This is a genomic window from Streptomyces sp. SDT5-1, from assembly GCF_052245995.1.
Classification (GTDB): Bacteria; Actinomycetota; Actinomycetes; order Streptomycetales; family Streptomycetaceae; genus Streptomyces.
This window is the reverse complement of sequence record NZ_CM125963.1, coordinates 8,262,178-8,284,125: the sequence shown is the minus strand read 5'-3', so window position 1 is coordinate 8,284,125 and position 21,948 is coordinate 8,262,178. Positions and strand designations below refer to the sequence as shown.

Sequence of the window (21,948 nt, the reverse complement as noted above, 5' to 3'; positions counted from 1 at the left end):
CAGTCTCGGCCCTTGCCCGCCCGCCGCGGAACAGTCGGCTCCGAAGTGGGCGGGCCCGCCAACTCATGGCGGATCCACGAAAGGCCGGGGGCTCACATGCCCTTGGCGCCCTCCTTGACGGCCTCCCGGATACGGAAGTACGTGCCGCAGCGGCACACGTTCCTGATGCCGTCGAGGTCGGCGTCGGTGATGGCGCGGCCCTCCTCCTTGGCGCGGCGGACGACGGCGACGGCGGCCATGATCTGGCCGGGCTGGCAGTAGCCGCACTGGGCGACGTCCTGGTCGAGCCAGGCCTGCTGCATCGGGTGCAGATCGGCGTCGACGGTGTCGGCGAGGCCCTCGATGGTCGTCACCTCGTCGTCCGACGACAGCGCCTTGACGGGGATGGAGCAGGGGTTGACGGCCTTGCCGTTGAGGTGGCTGGTGCACGCCTTGCAGACGTTGATGCCGCAGCCGTACTTCGGCCCGGTGACGCCCAGGATGTCGCGCAGCACCCACAGCAGGCGCACGTCGTCCTCTACGTCGACCGTCACCTGCTCGCCGTTGACGCGAAAAGTGTGTTTGGGCACGGGGATTCCTGTCTCCCTGAATCGTCGGTGGGTCAGATGGCGTGGTCGAGGCCGTCGGTCGGCGACTGCGGCACCGGCGGGACGGTCGGCTTGGGCGTGAAGGAGAGCGTGCCGTGGTTGATGGGGAAGGTCGTCGGCATGGTGCCGGTCGCCCTTCCGTACGCGCACGCCACCGCGGCCATCGATGCCGCGACACCCAACTCGCCCGCACCTCCCGGTCGTTCGCTGGTGTTGGGCATGACGATGACGTCGAGTTCGGGCGGGGTGTTCCACTGCCTCGTGTAGAAGTAGTTGTCCCAGCTCGCCTCGAGGAAGTGGCCGTCCTTGAGGTGCAGGCTCGACGTCAGGGTCTGCGCGATGCCGTCCATGAGGCAGCCCATCATCTGGGCCTCGAGGCCGCGGGGGTTGACCGCGAGCCCGACGTCGACCGCGCACACCGCCTTGGTGACCCGGGGTCCCGCGACGCCGTCGCGGATCGGCCGGTTCACCGTCTCGGGGCGGCAGTCGATCTCGACGAGGACCGCGTTGGCGGAGTGGTACTCGGTGTGCACGGCGACGCCCTGCGCGACGCCTTCCGGCAGGCTCCTCCCCCACTGGCCCGCCTCCGCGACCTTGTCGAGGACGGCGCGGGCCCGGTCGTGGTGGAGGAAGTCGCGGCGGAACGCGACGGGGTCCTTGCCCATCTTCTCGGCGAGCCGGTCCACGATGAGCTCGCGGGCGCAGGTCACGTCGGGCGAGTAGACGTTGCGCATGCTGCCGGTGTTGAAGCCCTTGTCCGTCTCGTTGAGGAGCCGGCTGTAGGCCCCGAACGCGTACGGCATGGACTGCGACAGCTGGAAGAAGGTCTCGGAGAAGCCGATGTCGCCGACGGGGAGCTTCGCGGCGACGGCGGTGAGCGCCTCGCCGAAGCCGTGACCGAGGTCGGTGGCGACGCCGGTGTGCCGCTGCTTGTAGCTGAGTACCTTGTCCCCCGCGTAGGCGACACGCACCCGGGAGGTGGCCATGGGGTGGACGCGGCCCTGGCGGGCGTCGTCGGCGCGGTGCCACATGAGCCGGACGGGCTTGCCCATCTTCTGGGACACCTCGGCCGCTTCGAGGGCGGCGTCGAAGAACAGCTTGCGGCCGAAGGACCCGCCGCTCTGCGCGACATGCACGGTGACCGCGCCGACCGGGAGGCCGAGGCGGGCCGCGATGGTCTGCCGCGCAACGATCGGCGACTTGAGGCCCGCCCAGATCTCCGCCTTGCCGGAACGGACGTCGGCGATGGCGCAGTTGGGCTCCAGGGCGCTGTTGCCGCGGAAGTGGAAGGTGAAGCTCGCCTCCACGCTGCGGGTCAGCGGCGGGAGTCCCATGGGGAGTTCGGCCGCCTTCAGCTCCTTGAGGACATCGTCGTCGGACTTGCCCTCGGCGGTGCCGCCCTTCCAGGACACCTCCAGTGCGCGCACGGCGTCGATGCACTGGCCGAAGGTGCGGGCCCGCACGGCGACGCCCGTGGACACCGTGGCGACGTCGGTGACACCGGGCATGGCGCGCACCGTGTCGAGGTTGGCGACCGACGCGACCTTGCCGTTGATGGTGGGCGGCCGGCACACCATCGTGGGCAGCGCGTCCGGGACGTCGAGGTCCATGGCGAACTTCTTGCGTCCCGTGACGGCGTCGCGGGCGTCGATGCGGCTCTGCGCGGTGCCGATGACGCTGAACCGGTCGGCGGACTTGAGCCGGGTGACGGCCTTCTGCGTCGTGTCCGAGGCGGCCTTCTCCGCGAGGTCGCCGATGCCGATGCTCTTGCCGAGCGAACTCAGCACGACGCCCGCCTTGATCTCCAACTCGTGGACGACCGTGCCGAGTTCGACGGCGGCTGCCTCAAGGAGCCTGCCGCGCGCGATCGCCGCCGCGACCCGCACCGGGGTGTACGTGGCGATGGTCGTGTTGGATGCGCCGGTCAGCTGGTTGAAGAGGAGTTCGGGGCGGGCATCGGCGAGCGTGACGTGCACCCGGTCGAGCGGGACGTCCAGCTCCTCGGCGATCAGCATCGCCGTCGACGTGGTGATGCCCTGTCCGACCTCGGCGCGCGGCAGCGCGAACGACACGGTGCCGTCCTTGTTCACCTGGACGGTGATGAGCGCGGAGGTCGGGGCGGCGGCCAGGGTCAGGGCGTCGTTGAGGTCGACGACCTCCGTGATGTCGAGGGACGGCAGTCCGCCGTCCCCCTCCGCGTCCGCGGCGCCCGCTGCCGCCGCCTCCCTCGCGGGGGCGAGTTCGGCGGCGGCCACCAGCGTCGGCGCCGCCAGTACGTAACCGAGCAACTGTCGTCTGCGCATGCTCCCTCTCACTCCGGCCGGTCGGTATCCGGAAGATTGATGGCGTTCGGCTGCCCCTCGGCCAGGAACAGGAGCACGAACCGACGGATCGCCCCCTCCAACGTCCACATGACCGCCGGCACCCCGGGCACCGGAATGATCCCTTCACGGAAGGCAACTGGCAATGGCCAGGCGCCCGCCACAAGGGGTTCGAGGACCGGTTCCTCGGACAGGCCGATCATGTCCCCGACCCGGCCGCCCAGCGTATACCGGGGGAACGTGCTGATCAGGGGGCGGGTCGGGGCCAACTCCTGATGGGAAAACGGAAGATGCTCGGTGCACGCCGTGACGGGGGGTGCGCCCACATGCCGCCGACCCCGTTCAGACGCAAAGAGCACGGCCACGTCGGCGCGAGTTATTGACACAGCGCCAACAACGGTCCACGGTGGGCACCGCTCACGTACAGTCCGCCCCACCCCGCACGTCCCACGCCGTACGTTCCCGGGAGCCGCCGTGACGCCGAAAGAGCCGCTGCACCAGTCCGTCGACGGGCTGACCATCACCACGCTGCTGCGCCGCAACGCCGAGGAGTTCGGCGACCGGCCCGCCCTCACCACCGGGATCGGGCCCGACGCGGACACCCTGACCTGGAGTCAGTTGCGCACCGAGGTCGCCGCGCTGACCCGGGGCCTCGCCCAGCTCGGGCTCGGCAGGGGCGAGCGCCTGCTGATCGCCATGGCGAAGCGGGCGGAGCACTGGGTCACCGACCTGGCCGCCGCGCACATCGGGGCGCTGTCGTGCAGCACGTACGACACCCTGAGCACCGAGCAGATCGGTGTCATCGCGCGGCACAGCGCGGCCACCGTGCTGGTCCTGGAGGGCGAGGAGCAGGTGCGGCGGTGGGCCCCGGTGCTGGACGACCTGCCGAGCCTGAAGGCGGTCGTCGTCCTCGACTGGTCGGCGGCCCCCGCCGACGACCCGCGCTTCGTGAGCTACGCGGCGGTGCGGGGCGCCCTGCCGCCCGACGACGAGGCCTTCGAGTCGCTCACGAACGCGGCGACCACGGACCAGCCGCTCGCGCTCGTCTACACCTCGGGCACCACCGGTGACCCGAAGGGTGTGGTGCTCTCGCACCGCAATGTCATCCACGAGTCGGTGATGCAGGAGCAGTTGGTGCCGCTCCCGCCGCATCCGCGCTCGGTGGCGTATCTGCCGATGGCGCACATCGCGGAGCGGGTCCTCGGCATCTACATGCCGATCTGCAGCGCGGGCCATGTCACCGTCTGCCCCTCCCCCGACCAGCTCCTGCCCGCGCTCCAACAGGTGCGCCCGCACGGCTTCTTCGGTGTGCCGCGCGTGTGGGAGAAGCTCGCGACGGGGCTGCGCTCCCGGCTCGCGGCGCTCCCCGACGAGCAGGCGACGGCGCTCGCCCAGGCGCGGAAGACCGCCCTGGAGGTCTTCCGGCTGCGTTCGGCGGGCGAGGACGTACCGGCCGAACTCGCCGAGCAGGTGCGGACGGTGGACGAGGCCGTCCTGCGCCCGCTGCGCGCCGCCATCGGATTCGACGACTGCCTGCGGGCGTTCAGCGGCGCCGCTCCGATCCCCACGGCCGTCCTGGAGTTCTTGGCGAGCGTCGGGCTTCCGGTGTACGAGGTGTGGGGGCTGAGCGAGACGACGGGCGCGGCCACCGTCAGCACACCCGAGGTGTTCGCCCTCGGCTCGGTCGGCCGCCCGGGGCCCGGCATCGAGGTCAAGGAGGAGGCCGACGGCGAGCTGTTCGTCCGCGGGCCCGTGGTCTTCTCCGGGTACCTGCAGGAGAACGGCGAGGTGGCCTCCGGGACGGACGCCGAGGGCTGGCTGCCCACCGGTGACGTCGGCACCGTCGACGCGCGCGGCATCGTGCGGATCACGGACCGCAAGAAGGAGATCATCATCACCGCGGGCGGCAAGAACATCGCCCCGACGAAGATCGAATCCCTGCTGCGCGCCCACCCGCTCATCGGGCAGGCCGTGGCGATCGGCGACCGGCGCCGCCATCTCACCGCGCTGCTCGTCCTCGACGAGGAGGCGGCCCCGCACTGGGCGCGGGCGAACGGTGTCACCACGACCGACCTCGACGAACTCGCCACCGACGCCCGGGTGTTGGCGGCGATCGACACCGCCGTCGAGGAGACCAACGCGGTGCTGTCCCGGGTGGAGCAGATCAAGCGGTACCGGGTCCTCGCGGGCCCCTGGACCGCGGAGACCGGCGAGCTGACACCCAAGCTGAGCCTGCGCCGCCGCGCCATCGACGATCTGCACGCGGCGACCATCGAGTCGATGTACGAGCCGGCCGCCCCCGCGGACGGGGACAAGGAGTAACCGCCATGGCAGCCAAGGCCCAGGCCACCACCCGGCGCCGCCGCATGGAACCGGACGCCCGCCGCGCCGAGATCCTCGCCGTGGCCCGCAGGCGCTTCGGTTCCACCGGCTACGCCTCGGTGTCCATCTCGGACATCGCGGCGGAGGCGGGCGTGGCCCGGGCCCTGGTCAACCACTACTTCGGCGACAAGCGCCGGCTGTACCTGGAAGTGGTGCGGCAGATGATGGTGATCCCGGCCTCGGTGTCGCAGCGGCTGCCGCGCACCACGGCCGAGGAACGCCTCGGGGTGTGCGTCGACCGCTGGCTGGAGGTCGTCGAGCGGAACCGGGACATGTGGCTCGCGGCCATCGGCATGGACTCGCTCGGCGACCCCGAGATCGACCGGATCATGCTGGAGGCCGACGAGATCGCCACCGACCGGATCCTGGAAGCCGCCATGATGACGGACATCGCCGAGGACGCGGGCCGGGACAAGCTCCGCGCGATGATCCGCGCCCACAGCGCCATGCTCAAGTCCGCGTCACGGGAGTGGCTGGAGCGCGACACCCTCACCCGCGACGACCTGCACGTGTTCCTCACCCGCACGGTGCTCCACCTGCTGCACACGGTGTTCCCCGCGGTCCGCGACGCCTGACCCGCCGCGCCGCCCGCGCCACCGCACACCCCTTTGACGACCGAGGAGACGATCCGCCATGCCCCGAGTCCTGTCCGACGAGCGCCGCGACCTGGTCGACGCCATCGCCGACTTCTGCCACCGCGAGTGCGGCACGAAGGAACAGCGCGACAAGCTGACGGCCAACGGCACGGAGCATCACAACCAGCGGCTGTACGAGAAGATGGCGAAGCTCGGCTGGCTCGGCATCGCGGTCCCCGAGGAGTACGGCGGCGCGGGCCGCGGCATGGTGGACCTCTCCCTCTTCCTCCAGGAGACCTCGTACGGCCGGGCCCCCATCAGCGGATTCGGCACGACGATCATCACGGCGGCGGCGTACGAGAAGTTCGGCACCGAGGAGCAGAAGCGGACGGTCCTCGAAGGGGTGGTGAACGGCCGGGTCGAGTCGGTGTCGATGTCCGAGCCGGGCGCGGGCTCCGACGTGGGCGCGCTCGCCTGCCGGGCCGAGCGCACCTCGGGCGGCTATCTGGTCAACGGGCAGAAGACATGGTGTTCCAACGCCCACTTCGCGGACCACATCCTGCTCATCGCCCGTACCGAACAGGGGTCGTCGAAGCACGAGGGTCTGACGCAGTTCATGGTGCCGACGGACGCCGAGGGGCTGACGATCCGGGGCATCGACACCATGGGCGGCAAGGAGGTCAACGACCTCTACTTCACGGACTGCTTCGTGCCCGATTCGGCGGTGGTGGGCACGCCGGGGCAGGCGTGGAAGCAGCTGATGGCCGGCCTGAACCTGGAGCGGATGATCCTCGCAGCGATGATGCTGGGCGTGGCGCGCCGGGCCTTCGACGACACGTTGGCGTACGTCCGTCAGCGCGAGCAGTTCGGCCGGCCGATCGGCTCCTTCCAGGCGCTCAAGCACCGGATCGCGGACATGGCGACGGAGCTGGAGTGCGCGCAGCTGCTCCTGGACGACGTGGCGGCCACCATCGACACGGAGCCGGGCAAGGTGTTCCCGCGCGAGGCCTCGATGGCGAAGCTGAAGTGCACGGAGCTGGCGAAGCACATCACGCTGGAGGGCATGCAGATGATGGGCGGCTACGGCTACGCCACCGAGTACGGGATGGAGGCCCTGCTGCGGTCCACGGTGGTGTCGACGGTGTACGGCGGCACGAGCGAGATCCAGCGGGACATCATCGGCAGGACCTACGGGCTCTAGTCCCGGCCGCGCTCCCTGGGCGCGCCGTCGCCGATGAGTTCGCGGCGGCGGCGCGGTCTACCTGTCGACGAGACGAGGGAGCACACCATGCGGAAGATCATCGTTTGCACGTTCCTGACCCTGGACGGCGTGATGCAGGCGCCGGGCGGCCCGGACGAGGACCAGGAGAGCGGCTTCGAGCACGGCGGCTGGCAGAAACCGACGGACGACGACGAGGTCGGCGCGGCCATCGCGAGCTGGTACGAGCCGGCCGACGCGATGCTCCTGGGCCGCAAGACGTACGACATCTTCGCCGGGTACTGGCCGACCGCCGATCCGGGCAATCCGTTCACGGAGCGGATGAACGGCATGCGCAAGTACGTGGCGTCGCGGACCCTGACGTCGCTCGACTGGCAGAACTCGACGCTGCTGGAGGGCGACGTCGCCGACGCGGTGCGCCGCCTGAAGCAGACCGACGGCGGTGACATCAACGTCGTGGGCAGCGGTGACCTCGCCCAGACGCTGATGCGCGAGGACCTGGTCGACGAGTACCGCCTGACCATCCACCCGGTCATCATCGGCACCGGCAAGCGCCTCTTCGCCGACGGGGCGGTCCCCACGGCCCTGGAGCCGGTGAGCGTCACGACGACGAAGGGCGGCACGGTCGTGGGCGTCTACCGCCCGAACGGCCGGCCGACGTACGACGCGTACTGAGGGTCACCCGCGGCGGCGCTCGTACCGGCCGCGGGCCGCCTCGTGAGCCGCGCGCAACAGGCGCAGGACCGTGTCGTGTGTACGGGGCCCCGGGTTCACGACGCAGAGCCAGTGCTGGTCGCCGTGGACCGGGTGCGGCAGCAGGGTGTCCGCGGCCGTGTGGTCGTGCGGGGGCTCGGGCGTCAGCCGCCGGCAGGTGTCCCGGTCGGCCTGGATGTTGACGCGGAAGCGGCCGGGGGTCTCCAGGGCGGACAGTTCGTCGCCGGGGTAGTTCTTCGTGACGATCGTGGCGTACGGCTGTCCGGTGCGCGGGACCTCGCCGTCGGGGGCGTAGTAGAAGAACGCGTCGCCCCAGGCGATCTCGGGGACGTCGCTGCCCGGCCCCGGCGCGAGGACGAGCGCACCGTCGAAGCCGCGCACGGTCGTGATGATCTGTTCCATACTCGTGTTCGCACTCATGGTTCAAGCATGGGCTTGAAGTGCTTGTGTGGGGTTGAGGTGGAACGGTGGCCGACGAGGGTGCGCTGCGGACGGTCGACGTGGCCCGGGAAGCGGGCTGCTCGGTACAGCAGGTGCGGGACCTGGAGCGGCTCCGGGTGCTCCCGCCGGCCGAGCGGGCGGCCAACGGGTACCGGGTGTACGCGCCGCTGCACGTGCGCGCGCTCGGCGCCTACCAAGGGCTCGCACGGGCGGCAGGTCCCGTGGCCGCGCGGCAGCTGATGACGGAGCTGTGGACGCGGGGCGTCGCCGAGGCCGCCGCCGCGGTCGACGCGGTGCACGCCGGGCTCGCGCGGGAGCGGGACGAGGTGCTGCGGGCCCAGCGGGCGCTGCGGGTGATCGAGGCGGAGGGGGCCGGCGCCGATGCGCCCGACGACGCCATGACCATCACCGAGCTCGCCGCGGCGCTCGGCGTGCGCGCCTCGACGCTGCGGTTCTGGGAGCGCGAGGGCCTGCTCGCTCCGGAGCGCGTGACGTCGCTGCGGGCCCGCCGCTACGACGCGTCGGCGATCGGCACGGCCAGGATCGTCGCGGCGCTGCGCGGCGGCGGGTACGGCATTCCTGCGGTGCGCGAGATCGTGGCGGCGCTGGGGCCCGGAGACGGCGCGGCCAGGGCGCGGCGGGTGCTCGACGAGCGGCTCGAACTGCTCGCCGGGCGCTCCGTGGCGCTGCTGCGCGCGGGCGCGGACCTGGCGGCCGTGCTCGACGCCCTCACTCCGGGCCCGGCTTGAGCGCCACGATCCGCTCGATCACACCGAGGCTGTAGCGCTCGCGCTCGACGACGGTGAACCCGGCGTCGGTCACGAGATGCAGCGGCCTGCGCAGCTGGTGGTCGTCGGCGAACCTCACCATCAGCGGCTCGAGGGCGCGCTGCACCATGCGGACGGGGAACTTGTGGCTGATGACGTGGTCGATCAGGAGCAGCGCGCCGCCCGGCACCAGCACGCGGCGCATCTCCTCGACGGCGGCCCGGTCGTCCGGGATGCAGCACAGCGCGAGCGCGCACACGACCGTGTCGAAGGAGTGGTCGGGGAACGGCAGCCGGGTCGCCGACGCCTCCGTGAACGTGGCCTCGATGCCGAGGTCCGCGGCGCGCACCCGGGCGCGGGCCAGCATGTCCGGGGAGAGGTCGGTCCCGGTCAGCTCGGCGTCCTTCGGGTAGTGCGGCAGGTTGAGGCCCGTGCCGACAGCGACCTCCAGGACCCGGCCGTGGGCGGGCGCGCACAGCCGGGCCCGCCCGTCGCGGAGCATGTGGCGGTCGAAGCGGCGCATCCAGAGGTCGTAGCGGGGTGCCTCGCGGGCCCAGATCCTCTGTGCGCGCTGGTCCTCGCTGCTGCGCGGGTCCTCTTCGCGAGTGGTCACGGCGGGCCTCACCTTCGGCTCCTTCGGCGCGGATGTCCGGGTCCAGCATGCGACCCGTCCGCGCCGAAGGCGAGCACGCCGCGCGGCGTGCTCGTGACCTCGGGCCCTCAGTCCAGGCGCTCGCCCTTGCGCTCGGGGATGACGAACATGGCGAGGATGTCGGCGACGTAGATCGCGGACAGCAGGCCGATGGCGACGGCGAAGCCCCACCGGTCCGCGCACAGCGCCACGACGACGGGCGCGAAGCCGCCGACCGCGCGCCCGATGTTGAACAGGGTGTTCTGCGCGGTGGCCCGCACCCGCGTCGGGTACAGCTCGGCCATCAGCGCGCCGTAGCCGCCGGTCATGCCGTTCGCGAAGAGGCCCATCACGGCGCCGCCGACGAGCAGCGCCCACGGCGAGACGAGCTGGCTGTACGCGAGGACGGAGACGGCCGCGCCGACCTGGAAGAGCCAGAACGTCCTGCGGCGGCCGAGCCGGTCGGCGAGTTCGCCGAAGAGGAGAATGCCGGCGGCCATGCCGACGACGGTGACGGCGGTCCAGCCGGAGGACTTGGTGAGGCTGTACCCGAACCGTTCGCTGAGATAGGTGGGCAGCCACGTCATGATGCCGTAGTAGCCGAAGTTCTGGACCGAGGTCAGGACCAGCACGCCGAGGCTGGCGCGGGTCGTGGGGCCGTCCTTGACCAGCAGTTTCAGGGAGGCGAGCGTGGAGAGGCCGGTGCCGTCGTCGCGGGTGCGGGTGAAGTGCTCGGGCTCGTGCAGTCGGGAGCGCAGCGCGATGGCGACGACCGCGGGCACGGCTCCGATCAGGAACAGCCCCTGCCAGCCCCACGCGGCGAGGACCGGCGCCGAGATCAGCGCGGCGGCCAGCACACCGGCCTGGAAGCCGAGCGCGACGAGCGAGGTGGCGCGCGCCCGCTTCCTGCTCGGCCAGGCCTCCGCGGCGAGCGTCATGCCGATGCCGAACTCGCCGCCGATGCCGACGCCCGCGAGGAACCGGAACGCGGACAGCTCCCCGTACGAGGTGGCGAGCGCGGAGAGTCCCGTGAAGACGGCGAAGAAGATCACCGAGTACGTGAGGACCTTCACACGACCGATCCGGTCGGCGAGCATCCCGAAGCCGAGTCCGCCGACGACCGCGCCGATGAGGGTGATGGTGGCGAGCGAGCCGCTCTGCGTCTTGTCCAGGCCCAGGTCGGCGGAGATGGCCGAGAGGGCGAAGCTCAGGATCAGCAGGTCGAAGCCGTCCATGGCGTAGCCGAGCGAGGAGGCGAACACCGCCTTCTTGGCGTACCGGCTGGGCTTGTCACCGCCGTCGGCGGAAGCGGTGCCACCCGGGGTCGCGACCGTCTCGTCCAGTTGTGTCATGTGGCGTGGTTCCGTCGTTCCGTCGCGGGGATGGACTGGGCAGGCGCCGAGGCGGGCGTCCTGCCCCACCCGCTCATGCGAACGTCCGGACACGGCGCGACGAGGTGGAACGGTCGCGGTATCCGGAGAACGGAAGAGGAGATGGTGGCGTCGACGGTCTCCAGAGGGACCGTGCTCGCACCGGCAGGGTGAAATTCTTTCACACACCACCGAGTGCCCGCGCCACCGGTCCGGCAGATGGACGGGGCGTCATCCCGCCGCACGCACCACCGCCCGCGCGGCCCTGCGCGCGTGCAGCGCCGCGTCGGTGTCACCGGTGAAGGTCGCGACAGCCATCGCCCCGTCGAAGAGGACCGCGAGCTGGGCGCCCACCGCGACCTCGTCCCGTACGTCCGCGTCCCGTGCGAGGTCCGTGAAGAGCGCGCGCAGGGCCAGCTTGTGCGTCTGCACGGCGGTCACGACGATCGGCGCGGCGGCACCCACCTCGCCGAAGGCGCCCGCGAACACGCAGCCGTGGAAGCCGGGCAGCCGGAACCAGTCGTCGAGGAAGTCGAAGGGGCCGAGGAGCTTGGCGAGGGGGTCGTCGAGCGTGGCGATCCGCTCGCCGATCGCCGTGCGGGCCAGTCGGTCGCGCCGGTCGAGGCAGGCCGCGAGGAGCAGGTCCTTGGAGGGAAACATCCGGTAGAGCCGCTTCAGCGGCACCCCCGCCTCGTCACGGATCCGGTGCATGGTCACCGCGTGGACGCCGTGGGTGTAGAACAGGTCGTCCGCCACCTCGACCACATGTGTCCGCAGCTCGTCCGACTCCAACGGACCGTCCCCTCCTCGCGCTCGGCCACCCGGCGGGACGCGAACTCACCGTTCCCGTACGCCCCTTGAGCGCCGGGTGCGCCTCGCGCGCCGCTTGAGAACGGCCGTTCTCGCCACTATGGTCCCAGCATAGGTCACAGGACGACGCGCCGGCTCCGGTTCGACGACCACCCGGAGGGCGCGCGCACCATCGACGCCGTGGCGGATTCGGGGGAAGCCGTGCTGCGTATTCACTTCAGTGCCGGGGATCTGACCCGGACCAGGATCGCCGAGGAACCGGACCCGCTCTGGGAGATCGTGCTGAGCATGCATCAACTCCGGGAGCCGCGCCGGGAGTCCGTCCTCGACGCGTGGCGCGGGCGGCAGCGCCCGGGTGATCTGAGCGCGCTGCGGATGCTGTCGCCGCTGATGCCGCCACGCGGCTACTTCCCGGACTTCCTGACACCGGCCGCCGGGCTCGGCGGTCTGGAATGCGGGATCGACGCCGTCCTGTCGACTCCACGGAGTCAACTGCGGGCGGAGATGGCGCTGTTGGCGGAGCAGGACCGGCTGCCCGCGTGGACCCGGCCACTGGCCGTCGGCGATCTGGAGGCGGTGCACCGCCTCGGCCGGGCGCTGCGCCGCTATTACGACGCGGTGCTCGCGCCCTGCTGGCCGCGGATCGCCGCACGGGTCGAGGCCGACCGTCGGCACCGGACGAGCGCGCAGTGCCGGCTCGGCACGGAGGAGATGCTGCGCACCTTCGCCCCGATCCTGCGGTGGGAGCCACCGGTGCTCGTCGCCGACTATCCCGCCGAGCGGGACATCCACCTGGAGGGGCGCGGCCTGCTCCTCGTGCCGTCCTACTTCTGCCGTCGCACACCGGTGGCACTCCTCGACACCGCCCTGTGGCCCGTGCTGGTGTATCCGGCCCGCATGCCGGAGCCGGAGGCGGCCGTCGGGCCCGCGCCGAGGCTCGCGCCACTGCTCGGACACACGCGCGCCGCGGTCCTCCAGGCGCTTCAAGAGCCGTGCACCACGACGGAGTTGGCGCGGCTGGCGGGCGTCTCGGTGTCCTCCGCGAGCGAACACGCCTCGGTACTGCGGCGCGCCGGCCTCGTCGCCAGCACCCGGGAACGCCATCGCATGCACCACAGCCTGACCCGACTCGGCAGCCATCTGCTCAGCGGGGTGCTGGTGGGCTGACCCCACCCCCGCCGGGCTGTTTCGGGCACGGCCGAACCAGGGCGCGCCGGGCGGCCCTTCCCCCACACCCTGAGAACCCAGGGCAAGGGGAGGTAGCAGATGCGGGGAACGCGAAGCGCGGGAGCGGGCCTGGTCGCGGTGGTCACGGCACTCGCCGTCACCGTGACGGGCTGCGCACGGACGGCCGAGAGCCACGACACCCGGCAGCGCCGCACCGAGCAGGTCGCGCGCACCGAACTCGACGACGCCCAGCGGGCCACAGTGGCACACGCCCGGGAACTGCTCACACAGCGCTGCATGAAGGACCGGGGATTCCCGTACGGGGTGGCGGAGCGGCTGAAGGCCGACGAACTCCGCACCCCGGGCTACGTGCTCGACGACGAGCGTTGGGCCCGCACGTACGGCTACGGGGGCGGTCTTGAGCGCGAGAGGGAACGGGCGCGGAAGAAGGACCCCAACATCGCGCACTACCGGAAGCTGTCGCGGGAGGGCAGGCTCCGGTGGAGCAACGCCCTGTTCGGCGGCCCCGAGTCGGGGACGGTCGAGGCCCGCGCGCCCGGCGGCGGCACCGTCAGCATGGCTACCGGCGGCTGCAACGCCGAGGCCCTGCGGGCGCTGTACGGAGATCTCGGGACGTGGTTCACGGCGGACAAGACCGTGGCCGGAATCGGCTCCCTGTACGAGCCCCGGATCAAGCGGAACAAGCGCTTCACGGCTGCCGTCGACGCCTGGTCCTCGTGCATGCGGGACAAGGGCCACCGCTTCGCCGACCCCACCACGTTGCACGAGCGCGTCCCCGGGCTGACGCACGGCCTGAGCGACCGCCGCGCCCACGCGGTCGAGGTCAGGCTGGCCACCGCGGAGGCCGAGTGCGCCCACCACAGCCGGCTCGGAGCCGTCGCGCGGGCCTTGGAGCGGACGTACCGCGCCGAGTACGCGGCGGGCCGTTACCGCGAGGCGTTCGAGACCCGGACACGGCTCCAGCGCGAGGCGCTGGCCAAGGCCAGGGACGTACTGGCCGAACGAGACCACACGTGATGCACCGAGTCCGATTCACCACCACAGAAAGAGAGTTCACCATGTCCGCACTCCGCAAGACCCTCGTCGCCCTGTCCGCCGCGGGACTGCTCGGCACCGGCCTGGCGCTGCCCGCTGCCGCGCACTCCGCGTCACCCACCGACGTCGACTCCCGGTCGGCCAACTGCGACCGCGAGTACCGCGGCCTGACGCCCGGACTCATGGCCGCGTTCGACGGCAGGAACTGCACGAAGCCGTTGGGCGTCGACCGGGGCGAGGAGTGGTCCTGGGCCGACAACCGGGGTCAGCTCCGCGGCTCCGACAACGACCGGGCCACCTCCCTGATCAACAAGGGCACCGGCAGCTACAGCACCGTCGTCTTCTACCGGCACTCCGGATACAAGGGCGGCCACATCTGCCTGACCAAGGGCGAGAAGTACGCGGACCGGCTCGCCGGCGACGACCGCTTCTCGAACGGGAAGAAGGCGAACAACGCCATCTCGTCCCACAAGTGGACCGCCGACAACAGGAAGTGCGACGGCGCGTTCATGGACTGACCCGGCCCGTTCCTCCCCGCACGGCCCGGCAGCGTCACCGCTGCCGGGCCGTCTCACGCCTCCGCGGCGGGGTGTCAGCGGCGGATGCGGGTCATGTCCGGGTCGAAGAGGGGCTCGGTCGCGGTGACGGCCGGGACCCGGTCGCCGAAGTAGCCGATCTCGACGCGGGTGCCGGGGTCGGCGTGTTCGGCGGGGAGCCACGCGTAGGCGATCGGGCGGCCGAGGGTGTAGCCGTACGCGGCGCTGGTGACGTAGCCGCAGGGCGTCCCGTCGACGTACACCGGCTCGTGGCCCATGACGACCGAGCGGTCGTCCTCGATGAGCAGGGCGGTGAGGCGGCGGGTGACGGTGTCCTTGGTGACGTCGCGGATCGCGTCGAGGCCGAGGTAGTCGCCCTTCTTCTTGCGGACGGCGAAGCCGACCCCGGCCTCGTACGGGTTGTGCTCGTTGGTCATGTCGTGGCCCCAGGCCCGGTAACCCTTCTCCAGGCGCAGGGAGTTGAAGGCGCTGCGGCCCGCCGCGATCACCCCGTGCTCCTGGCCCGCCTTCCAGAGCGTGTCCCACAGGCGCAGGCCGAGGTCGGCGGTGGTGTAGAGCTCCCAGCCGAGTTCGCCGACGTAGGAGAGGCGCATCGCGGTGACCGGGACGTCGCCGATGTAGGCCTGCTTCGCCTTGAAGTAGCCGAAGTTCTCGTGCGAGAAGTCGGCGTCGGTGAGGGGTTGCACGAGGTCGCGGGCGAGCGGACCCCACACACCTATGCAGCAGGTGCCTGCGGTGATGTCCCGGACCTGCACGGTGCCGTCGGCGGGCAGGTGGCGGCGCAGCCAGACGAGGTCGAGGTTGCTGTTGGCGCCGATCTGGAAGCGGTCGTCGGCGAGCCGGGCGACGGTGAGGTCGCTGAGCACGCCGCCCGCCTCGTCGAGCAGCAGGGTGTACGTGACCGCGCCGACGGGCTTGTCGAGCTGGTTGGTGGTGAGGCCCTGGAGGAACGCGAGGGCGTTCGGTCCCGTGACCTCCAGGCGCTTGAGGGGTGTCATGTCGTACAGCGCCACGCGCTCGCGGGTGACCAGCGCCTCCGCGCCCGCGACGGGCGACCAGAACTGCGAGGCCCACTCGCCGCGTTCGCCGATCCGGGCCACCTCGGGCAGATCGGCGTTGGCCTCGTACCAGTGCGGCCGCTCCCAGCCCGCGCCCTCCAGGAACACGGCCCCGAGCTCCCGCTGGCGTACGTGGAAGGGGCTGACGCGCAGCGGGCGGGGGCGGTTCGGCGGCTGGAGCGGGTGGATGATGTCGTACACCTCGGAGAAGCTCTGGCAGCTGCGCTCGTGCACGTAGTCGGGCGCGAGCTGCACGTCCTCGAAGCGGTTGACGTCGCAGCCGTGCACGTCGATGCCGGGGCGGCCCTGGACCATCCACTGGGCGACGGCCCGCGCGACGCCCGCGGAGTGGGTCACCCAGACCGCCTCGGCGAGCCAGAAGCCCGACACCGTCGGGGACTCGCCGATGAGCGGCATGCCGTCGACGGTGAAGGAGAACAGGCCGTTGAAGCCGTCGGCGATCTCGGTGTCCCTGAGGGCGGGCAGCAGGGTGCGGGAGTCGGTCCAGGCGCCCTCGAAGTCGGCCTTGGTGAAGTCGAGTTTGGACGGCTGGTCGGGGCTGTCGGCGGGGTGCAGGACGTCGTCGGGCGACAGCGGCATGGGGCGGTGGGCGTACGAGCCGATGCCGATGCGGTCGACGAGTTCGCGGTAGTAGAGGCCGGCGTCCTGGTTGCGCAGGATCGGCAGGTTCGCCTCGTCCGAGACGCTGTTGCGGCCCTTGAGTTCGGTGAGCGGTGTGGTGGTGGCGTACTGGTGGCCCATGGGGATGAGCGGTACGTCCTGGCCGACCATGCGGCCGATGCGGGGGCCCCAGAATCCGGCGCAGGACACCACGATGTCGGCGGGGAAGGTGCCGCGGTCGGTGACGACGGCGCTGACGGCGCCGCCCGACGTCTCGATGTCGGTGACGGTGTGGTGGCCGAGGAAGGTGGCGCCTCGGGCGATGGCGCGGCGGGCCTGGGCCTCGCCGATGCGCAGCGCCTTGGCGAGTCCGTCGCTGGGGATGTGGTAACCGCCGAGGATGGCGCCGGGGTCGAGCAGCGGGTGCAGCTTCGCGGACTCCTCGGGGCTGAGGAGGTGGCTCTCGACGCCCCAGGACGTGAGCCAGCCGTGCCTGCGCTCGAGTTCGGCGAGGCGTTCGCTGGTGGTGGCGATCTCCAGGCCGCCGACCTGCCGGTAGCACCAGTCGCCGTCGAGGTCGAGGGCGGAAGTCTTCTCGACGGTGTAGCGGGCGAACTCGGTCATGGTCTTGGAGGGGCTGGTCTGGAAGACGAGTCCGGGGGCGTGCGAGCTGGATCCGCCGGTCGCGAAGAGGGGACCCTGCTCGAGGACGGTGACGTCCGTCCAGCCGAGGGCGGTGAGTTCGTCGCTGAGGGAGCAGCCGACGATGCCGGCTCCGATGATGACCACCTTGGGCTGCGAAGACTGCGAGGTCATTGTGGGTCCTCCGGATTTCACGGGTGCGCGCAGGTGACGAGGGCGGGTCGGGTGCGGTGCGGTCACAGGCGGACGACCGAGCGCAGCACTTCGCCGCGGCTCATCCGGTCGAAGGCGCCCTGGACATCGGTGAGATCGATGGTCTCGCTCACGAACCGGTCCAGGTCGAACCGGCCCTGGAGGTGGAGGTCGACGAGGTGCGGGAAGTCGCGGGAGGGCAGGCAGTCCCCGTACCAGGAGGACTTGCGCGCGCCGCCGCGTCCGAAGACGTCGAGGAGGGGCAGTTGGACGGTGCGGTCGGCGGTAGGGACGCCGACGAGGACGAGGGTGCCGGCGAGGTCGCGGGCGTAGAAGCCCTGCCGGTACGTCTCGGGGGTGCCGACCGCGTCGACGACGACGTCGGCGCCGTGTCCTCCGGTGAGGTCGCGGACGGCCTGGACGGGGTCGGTGGTGGTGGAGTCGACGGTGTGGGTGGCGCCGAAGCGGTGGGCTTGGTCGAGCTTGCGGGCGTCGATGTCGACGGCGATGACGCGGGTGGCGCCTGCGTGCGCGGCGCCCGCGAGGGCCGCCATGCCGACGCCGCCGCAGCCGATGACGGCGACGGAGGCGCCGCGCCGGACGCCTCCGGTGTGCACGGCGGCGCCGAAGCCCGCCATGACGCCGCAGCCGAGGAGTCCCGCGGCAGCGGCGGGCGCCGCCGCGTTGACCTTGGTGCACTGTCCGGCGGCGACGAGGGTCTTCTCGGCGAAGGCGCCGATGCCGAGGGCGGCGACGAGCGGGGTGCCGTCGTCCAGGGTCGCGGACTGCGTGGCGCCGAGGCTGTCGAAGCAGTACCAGGGCCGCCCGCGCCGACAGGAGCGGCACCTTCCGCACACGGCACGCCAGTTGAGGACGACGAAGTCGCCCTCGTCGAGACCGGTGACGCCTTCGCCGACGGACTCGATCACGCCCGCCGCCTCGTGGCCGAGGAGGAAGGGGTACTCGGTGCCGATGCCGCCCTGGAGGTAGTGCAGGTCCGTGTGGCACACGCCGCAGGCCTGGATGTTCACGAGGGCCTCGCCGGGGCCCGGGTCGGGCACGGTGACGGTCTCGAGGCTCGCCGGGGCGCCCGCCGCGCGGGCGACGACGGCCTTGACCTGGTGGGGCATGGGGATCCTCCGAGCAGCGGCCCGTCGAGGGGGCTTGTGGCGTTCGGGAGAAGCTCGGGCCGTCCGCTGCGGGAGGGACGGCCGCGTCTGCACATGTGGGTGACACAGCAATGGAGCGTGATTGATATACCAGCGATGCCGGTGATCGGCACAGTAGAACCGGCGTCCGCCGGCCGTCAATGGGCCCCGCGTTCCCCGCGGTTGAGGGTGCCCGGACGGGCTCCCGGTGGGGTCAGATGATCGAGCGGATCGCCCGCTCGAAGTTCTCCACGTGCTCGGCGGCCACGGCGGACGCCTTGGCCTCGTCACCCTCGATGACCGCCCTGAGCAGCTGCCCGTGCTCGTGGACGTGCTGTTCGAGGCCGGCGAGGCGGTCGATGAACAGGCACCAGATCCGGGTGGCGAGGTTGTCGTAGTTGACGAGGGTGGCTTCGAGGTACGGGTTGTAGGTGAGCGCGTAGACGGCGCGGTGCACCGCCATGTCGAGCCGGAGCAGGCCGATCTCGCCGTGCTCGGGCGTGGACTGCGACTCCTCCTCGACGCGGTCGAGCAGGGCGCGCAGCCGCTCCCGGTCCGCCGCGGTGGCCCGCTTGCTTGCCCGCGCGGCGGCGAGGGGTTCGAGCTCCTGCCGGACCTCGGAGATGTGGCCGAGGTCGGCGATCTGTACTTCGGTGGCGAAGGTGCCGCGCCGGGGGTAGGCGACGATGAGCCGCTCGATCTCCAGGCGCTTGAGGGCCTCGCGGACCGGGGTGCGGCCGAGGCCGAGGTCGGCGGCGAGCCGGCCGTCGTGGACGGGTTCGCCGGGGCGGATCTGCAGGGTGACGAGCCGGTCCGTGATTTCCTGGTACGCCTGGTCGGCCAGGGTCGCGCCGGGCGACCGGCCTTCGGCGGCAGGCACAGATGCCATCTCGCCCCTCCCGTGACGTGTCCGCGATGGGAGCTCACCGTACCGCATCCACGCATTGATATATCAGGGGTGCGGCACGGCGGGAGAGGCGAGGACATGGTGGCTGGCCCGTCAGACGGCGGCGGGCGCGATCCTCTCCGTGGCGGGGACGAGGGTCCTGCGGAGCCGGTTGAAGATCTTCGAGCGGTTCATGGCGAGGACCGCCGTGGGCACGCCGTCCTCCTTGTAGAGGGCGGCGAAGGAGCGGTCCTCGTAGGAGCCCTCGACGAGTTCCAGTTGGGCGCCGGGGTTCACGACGCCCGCGAGCTGGATCCGGACGTCGTACTGGTCGGACCAGAAGGACGGCGGGGTGGCCCGCGGGATGGCGGGTTCGCCGGTGAGCAGGGTGCGGGCCGCGGTGGCGGCCGACTCCGTCGCGTTCGACCAGTGCTCGATGCGGGCGTGGCGGCCGGTGAAGGGGTGCGGGCGGCGTGCCACGTCTCCGACGGCGACGACGTTCGGGACGCTGGAGGCGCCGCCGGCGTCGCACACCACGCCGTTGTCCACCCACACACCGGAGTCGGCGAGCCAGTCGTCGACGGGGCGGGCGCCGACGCCGACGAGCACGATGTCGGCGGGCAGCCGCCGTCCGTCGGTGAGCCGCACCCCGGTGACGCGGCCGCCGCCGGTCTCCAGGCCCGCCACGCCGGTTCCGCACAGCAGGCGGACGCCGTGGTCGGTGTGCAGGGAGGCGCACAGGCGGCCCATCTCGGCGCCCAGTTGGCGCTCCAGCGGGGTGTCGAGCGCCTCGACGACGGTGACGTCGAGGCCCAGGTGGTGGGCGGTGGCGGCGACCTCGGCGCCGATGAATCCGGCGCCGATGACCACCATCCGGGAGAGGCCGCTCACCAGCTCGGTGCGCAGGGCCCAGGCGTCGTCCAGGGTGCGCAGGGTGTGCACTCCGGCGGTGCCCTCGGTGCCGGGCAGCCGGCGGGCGGTGGAGCCGGTGGCGACCACGACGCCGTCGGTCTCGATCCGGCGTCCGTTGCCGAGGATGACCTCGGTGTTGAAGCAGTCCAGGTGCACGGCGCGCTCGCCGAGCTCCCATTCGACGGCCAGGTCCTCGTACTCCTCGGTGTCCCCGAGGGCGAGGGCGTCGGCGGTGACGTCGCCCTTGAGGAAGGCCTTGGACAGCGGCGGTCGGTCGTAGGGCCGGTGCATTTCCTCGCCCACGACGGTGATCCCTCCGTCGTAGCCCTCGGCGCGCAGCGAGCGGACCGCGCTGAGGCCGGCGAGCGAGGCTCCGACCACGGTGATGTGCTTCATGCGGGCTCCCCAACTGTGACGTGAAGCAGGATCTGGCCGTCCTCGACGGTGACCTGGTGGGTGCGGACGGGCGTCTTGGCGGGCGGGCAGGTCGGGCGGCCGTTGCGCAGGTCGAACGACGCCTCGTGCAGGGGGCATTCGACGAAGCAGCCCTCGAGGAAGCCGTCGGCGAGCGAGGCGTCCTGGTGGGTGCAGGTGTCGTCGATGGCGTACACGGTGCCGTCCGCGTTGAACACTGCGACGGGCGCGGCCACGTTCTCGGTCACGCGGATCGACTCGCCAGGGGGCAGATCTTCGATGCGGCACACCGGGATCATGGGGAACCTCCGGAGAACAAATGGATGGTCAGTTGGCGTGCTGTGTGCCGAGCCTGGCCTGGAGCCAGGCATGGAACTCTCCGATGTGGTGTTCGCTCGGGACGAGGACGCCGCCCTTGGCGTAGGCGCGCGAGCTCATCGTGGGCTGGGTCCGTTCGCAGGCGTCGAAGTCCTGCTGGTTGACGCGGTGGAACAGTTCGACGGAGTGCTCGACATCTCGACCGCCGTCGACGACGTGCGGCAGGTACAGCCAGTCGCACTCGACGATCGTGCGGTCGTGGGCGAGCGGGTACATCCGGTGCAGGATGACGTGGTCGGGCACCAGGTTGATGAAGACCTGGGGCCGCACGGTGATGGCGTAGTAGCGGCGGTCCTGGTCCTCGCCGACCGAGGGGATCCGGTCCAGGCCCTCGGACCCGTCGACGGTGAAGCCCTGGGCCTCCTCCGCGAACTCGGCGCCGTGGCCGACGAAGTACTGGGCCGCGAGACCGTCCTTGAACTCAGGGAGCACCTCGGTGAGTTCGGGGTGGATGGTCGCGCAGTGGTAGCACTCCATGAAGTTCTCGATGATGAGCTTCCAGTTGGCCTTGACGTCGTACGTGATGCGCCGACCCAGGTCGAGGCCCTCGACCGCGTAGTTCTCGATCGCGTCGGCGCCACCGAGGCGCTCGGTCACCGCGCCGATCACCTCGTCCTCGAAGGACGGCGGCTGCTCGGCGAGGCTGACCCACACATATCCGAGCCATTCCCGCACGTGCACGGTGACCAGGCCGTACTCGGTGCGGTCGATGTCGGGCATCGAGGTGAGGTTCGGCGCGGCGACGAGCTTGCCGTCGAGGCCATAGGTCCAGGCGTGGTACGGGCACTGGAAGTTGCGCCGGACCTCGCCGGACTCCTCGGTGCACAGCTTGGCGCCTCGGTGCCGGCAGATGTTGAGGAAGGCGCGGATCGAGCCGTCGCGGGAGCGCGAGACGAGGACGCTCTCCCGGCCGACCTGGTAGGTACGGAAGCTGCCGGGCTTGGCGAGGTCGGCCGCGCGGCTCACGCAGAACCACATGGACTCGAAGATGTGCTCCTGCTCCCGCGCGAAGATCTGGGGGTCGGTGTAGTAGTCGCCGGGGAGGGTGGAGATCAGGCTCGGGGGCAGGCTGGTGGTGCTCATCAGATGTCACCTCGGTA

General features: G+C 71.4%; 21 protein-coding genes. 8 read left to right on the top strand and 13 right to left on the bottom strand.

Translation table 11 applies throughout. The features are described from left to right. Positions 1-92: 92 nt before the first annotated feature. The 3 genes from ACTWJ8_RS38150 to ACTWJ8_RS38140 are packed head-to-tail and all read right to left on the bottom strand — an operon-like array spanning position 93 to position 3,111. A complete protein-coding gene (locus ACTWJ8_RS38150; RefSeq protein ID WP_356372342.1) occupies positions 93-569 on the bottom strand; it encodes a (2Fe-2S)-binding protein in 477 nt (158 codons plus the stop codon). Positions 570-601: 32 nt separating this feature from the next. Next, positions 602-2,890, bottom strand: a complete 2,289-nt coding sequence (locus ACTWJ8_RS38145) for a molybdopterin cofactor-binding domain-containing protein (protein WP_443262027.1) — start codon at positions 2,888-2,890, stop codon at positions 602-604. Positions 2,891-2,898: 8 nt separating this feature from the next. Beyond that, the gene (locus tag ACTWJ8_RS38140) at positions 2,899-3,111 is read right to left on the bottom strand and encodes a hypothetical protein (RefSeq protein ID WP_443262025.1); all 213 of its coding nucleotides are present in this window, start codon (positions 3,109-3,111) and stop codon (positions 2,899-2,901) included. A gap of 271 nt (positions 3,112-3,382) precedes the next feature. On the opposite strand from ACTWJ8_RS38140, the gene ACTWJ8_RS38135 reads away from it, so the two are divergent. The 4 genes from ACTWJ8_RS38135 (at position 3,383) to ACTWJ8_RS38120 (ending at position 7,759) form a co-directional block, all read left to right on the top strand. Further along, positions 3,383-5,230, top strand: coding sequence for an AMP-dependent synthetase/ligase (locus tag ACTWJ8_RS38135; protein ID WP_443262024.1), 1,848 nt, complete (start codon positions 3,383-3,385; stop codon positions 5,228-5,230). A gap of 5 nt (positions 5,231-5,235) precedes the next feature. Beyond that, the gene (locus tag ACTWJ8_RS38130) at positions 5,236-5,865 is read left to right on the top strand and encodes a TetR/AcrR family transcriptional regulator (protein ID WP_443262023.1); all 630 of its coding nucleotides are present in this window, start codon (positions 5,236-5,238) and stop codon (positions 5,863-5,865) included. 58 nt (positions 5,866-5,923) lie between these two features. Continuing rightward, complete coding sequence (locus ACTWJ8_RS38125) at positions 5,924-7,066, top strand: acyl-CoA dehydrogenase family protein (RefSeq protein ID WP_443262022.1); 1,143 nt, start codon at positions 5,924-5,926, stop codon at positions 7,064-7,066. 87 nt (positions 7,067-7,153) lie between these two features. Continuing rightward, the gene (locus ACTWJ8_RS38120) at positions 7,154-7,759 is read left to right on the top strand and encodes a dihydrofolate reductase family protein (protein ID WP_443262021.1); all 606 of its coding nucleotides are present in this window, start codon (positions 7,154-7,156) and stop codon (positions 7,757-7,759) included. A 3-nt stretch (positions 7,760-7,762) separates the two neighbouring features. Here ACTWJ8_RS38120 and ACTWJ8_RS38115 read toward each other — a convergent pair whose 3' ends face one another. Next, positions 7,763-8,200, bottom strand: coding sequence for a DUF6194 family protein (locus ACTWJ8_RS38115; RefSeq protein ID WP_356373825.1), 438 nt, complete (start codon positions 8,198-8,200; stop codon positions 7,763-7,765). 65 nt (positions 8,201-8,265) lie between these two features. On the opposite strand from ACTWJ8_RS38115, the gene ACTWJ8_RS38110 reads away from it, so the two are divergent. Beyond that, complete coding sequence (locus ACTWJ8_RS38110; RefSeq protein ID WP_356372351.1) at positions 8,266-8,988, top strand: MerR family transcriptional regulator; 723 nt, start codon at positions 8,266-8,268, stop codon at positions 8,986-8,988. On the opposite strand, the gene ACTWJ8_RS38105 is transcribed toward ACTWJ8_RS38110, so the two are convergent. The 3 genes from ACTWJ8_RS38105 to ACTWJ8_RS38095 all read right to left on the bottom strand — a co-directional run bounded on the left by ACTWJ8_RS38105 (position 8,969) and on the right by ACTWJ8_RS38095 (position 11,799). After that, positions 8,969-9,619: a class I SAM-dependent methyltransferase gene (locus ACTWJ8_RS38105; RefSeq protein WP_443262020.1), complete on the bottom strand. Its 651-nt coding sequence runs from the start codon at positions 9,617-9,619 to the stop codon at positions 8,969-8,971. The two genes, ACTWJ8_RS38110 and ACTWJ8_RS38105, sit on opposite strands and share 20 nt — an antisense overlap. A 107-nt stretch (positions 9,620-9,726) precedes the next feature. After that, the gene (locus tag ACTWJ8_RS38100) at positions 9,727-10,989 is read right to left on the bottom strand and encodes an MFS transporter (RefSeq protein ID WP_356372355.1); all 1,263 of its coding nucleotides are present in this window, start codon (positions 10,987-10,989) and stop codon (positions 9,727-9,729) included. A 249-nt stretch (positions 10,990-11,238) separates the two neighbouring features. After that, positions 11,239-11,799 (bottom strand): TetR/AcrR family transcriptional regulator, encoded by a 561-nt coding sequence (locus tag ACTWJ8_RS38095; protein ID WP_443262019.1) that lies wholly within the window; start codon positions 11,797-11,799, stop codon positions 11,239-11,241. Between the two features lie 198 nt (positions 11,800-11,997). On the opposite strand from ACTWJ8_RS38095, the gene ACTWJ8_RS38090 reads away from it, so the two are divergent. From ACTWJ8_RS38090 to ACTWJ8_RS38080, 3 genes are all read left to right on the top strand, one after another. Continuing rightward, positions 11,998-12,984 (top strand): helix-turn-helix domain-containing protein, encoded by a 987-nt coding sequence (locus tag ACTWJ8_RS38090; RefSeq protein ID WP_443262018.1) that lies wholly within the window; start codon positions 11,998-12,000, stop codon positions 12,982-12,984. A gap of 99 nt (positions 12,985-13,083) precedes the next feature. Beyond that, positions 13,084-14,022, top strand: a complete 939-nt coding sequence (locus tag ACTWJ8_RS38085; RefSeq protein WP_443262017.1) for a hypothetical protein — start codon at positions 13,084-13,086, stop codon at positions 14,020-14,022. Between the two features lie 41 nt (positions 14,023-14,063). After that, positions 14,064-14,558: a hypothetical protein gene (locus ACTWJ8_RS38080; RefSeq protein ID WP_443262016.1), complete on the top strand. Its 495-nt coding sequence runs from the start codon at positions 14,064-14,066 to the stop codon at positions 14,556-14,558. Between the two features lie 74 nt (positions 14,559-14,632). Here ACTWJ8_RS38080 and ACTWJ8_RS38075 read toward each other — a convergent pair whose 3' ends face one another. From ACTWJ8_RS38075 to ACTWJ8_RS38050, 6 genes are all read right to left on the bottom strand, one after another. Then, positions 14,633-17,092, bottom strand: a complete 2,460-nt coding sequence (locus ACTWJ8_RS38075) for a GcvT family protein (RefSeq protein WP_443262015.1) — start codon at positions 17,090-17,092, stop codon at positions 14,633-14,635. A 62-nt stretch (positions 17,093-17,154) separates the two neighbouring features. Continuing rightward, positions 17,155-18,240 (bottom strand): S-(hydroxymethyl)mycothiol dehydrogenase, encoded by a 1,086-nt coding sequence (locus ACTWJ8_RS38070; protein ID WP_443262014.1) that lies wholly within the window; start codon positions 18,238-18,240, stop codon positions 17,155-17,157. A 232-nt stretch (positions 18,241-18,472) separates the two neighbouring features. Then, positions 18,473-19,147, bottom strand: coding sequence for a GntR family transcriptional regulator (locus ACTWJ8_RS38065; protein ID WP_356372369.1), 675 nt, complete (start codon positions 19,145-19,147; stop codon positions 18,473-18,475). A gap of 111 nt (positions 19,148-19,258) precedes the next feature. Next, entirely contained in the window at positions 19,259-20,452 is a 1,194-nt protein-coding gene (locus ACTWJ8_RS38060) for an NAD(P)/FAD-dependent oxidoreductase (protein WP_443262013.1), read from the bottom strand. After that, a complete protein-coding gene (locus tag ACTWJ8_RS38055; protein ID WP_443262012.1) occupies positions 20,449-20,769 on the bottom strand; it encodes a bifunctional 3-phenylpropionate/cinnamic acid dioxygenase ferredoxin subunit in 321 nt (106 codons plus the stop codon). Before ACTWJ8_RS38055 ends, ACTWJ8_RS38060 begins: the two co-directional genes overlap by 4 nt. A 28-nt stretch (positions 20,770-20,797) precedes the next feature. Further along, the gene (locus ACTWJ8_RS38050) at positions 20,798-21,931 is read right to left on the bottom strand and encodes an aromatic ring-hydroxylating oxygenase subunit alpha (RefSeq protein ID WP_356372375.1); all 1,134 of its coding nucleotides are present in this window, start codon (positions 21,929-21,931) and stop codon (positions 20,798-20,800) included. Between the last annotated feature and the right edge of the window lie 17 nt (positions 21,932-21,948).

Coding starts and splice junctions, on each gene's coding strand:
- ACTWJ8_RS38145 (WP_443262027.1), bottom strand. CDS start 2,890: ATGCGCAGACGACAGTTGCTCGGTTACGTACTGGCGGCGCCGACGCTG.
- ACTWJ8_RS38140 (WP_443262025.1), bottom strand. CDS start 3,111: ATGATCGGCCTGTCCGAGGAACCGGTCCTCGAACCCCTTGTGGCGGGC.
- ACTWJ8_RS38130 (WP_443262023.1), top strand. CDS start 5,236: ATGGCAGCCAAGGCCCAGGCCACCACCCGGCGCCGCCGCATGGAACCG.
- ACTWJ8_RS38125 (WP_443262022.1), top strand. CDS start 5,924: ATGCCCCGAGTCCTGTCCGACGAGCGCCGCGACCTGGTCGACGCCATC.
- ACTWJ8_RS38120 (WP_443262021.1), top strand. CDS start 7,154: ATGCGGAAGATCATCGTTTGCACGTTCCTGACCCTGGACGGCGTGATG.
- ACTWJ8_RS38115 (WP_356373825.1), bottom strand. CDS start 8,200: ATGGAACAGATCATCACGACCGTGCGCGGCTTCGACGGTGCGCTCGTC.
- ACTWJ8_RS38100 (WP_356372355.1), bottom strand. CDS start 10,989: ATGACACAACTGGACGAGACGGTCGCGACCCCGGGTGGCACCGCTTCC.
- ACTWJ8_RS38085 (WP_443262017.1), top strand. CDS start 13,084: ATGCGGGGAACGCGAAGCGCGGGAGCGGGCCTGGTCGCGGTGGTCACG.
- ACTWJ8_RS38080 (WP_443262016.1), top strand. CDS start 14,064: ATGTCCGCACTCCGCAAGACCCTCGTCGCCCTGTCCGCCGCGGGACTG.
- ACTWJ8_RS38075 (WP_443262015.1), bottom strand. CDS start 17,092: ATGACCTCGCAGTCTTCGCAGCCCAAGGTGGTCATCATCGGAGCCGGC.
- ACTWJ8_RS38070 (WP_443262014.1), bottom strand. CDS start 18,240: ATGCCCCACCAGGTCAAGGCCGTCGTCGCCCGCGCGGCGGGCGCCCCG.
- ACTWJ8_RS38065 (WP_356372369.1), bottom strand. CDS start 19,147: ATGGCATCTGTGCCTGCCGCCGAAGGCCGGTCGCCCGGCGCGACCCTG.
- ACTWJ8_RS38060 (WP_443262013.1), bottom strand. CDS start 20,452: ATGAAGCACATCACCGTGGTCGGAGCCTCGCTCGCCGGCCTCAGCGCG.
- ACTWJ8_RS38055 (WP_443262012.1), bottom strand. CDS start 20,769: ATGATCCCGGTGTGCCGCATCGAAGATCTGCCCCCTGGCGAGTCGATC.
- ACTWJ8_RS38050 (WP_356372375.1), bottom strand. CDS start 21,931: ATGAGCACCACCAGCCTGCCCCCGAGCCTGATCTCCACCCTCCCCGGC.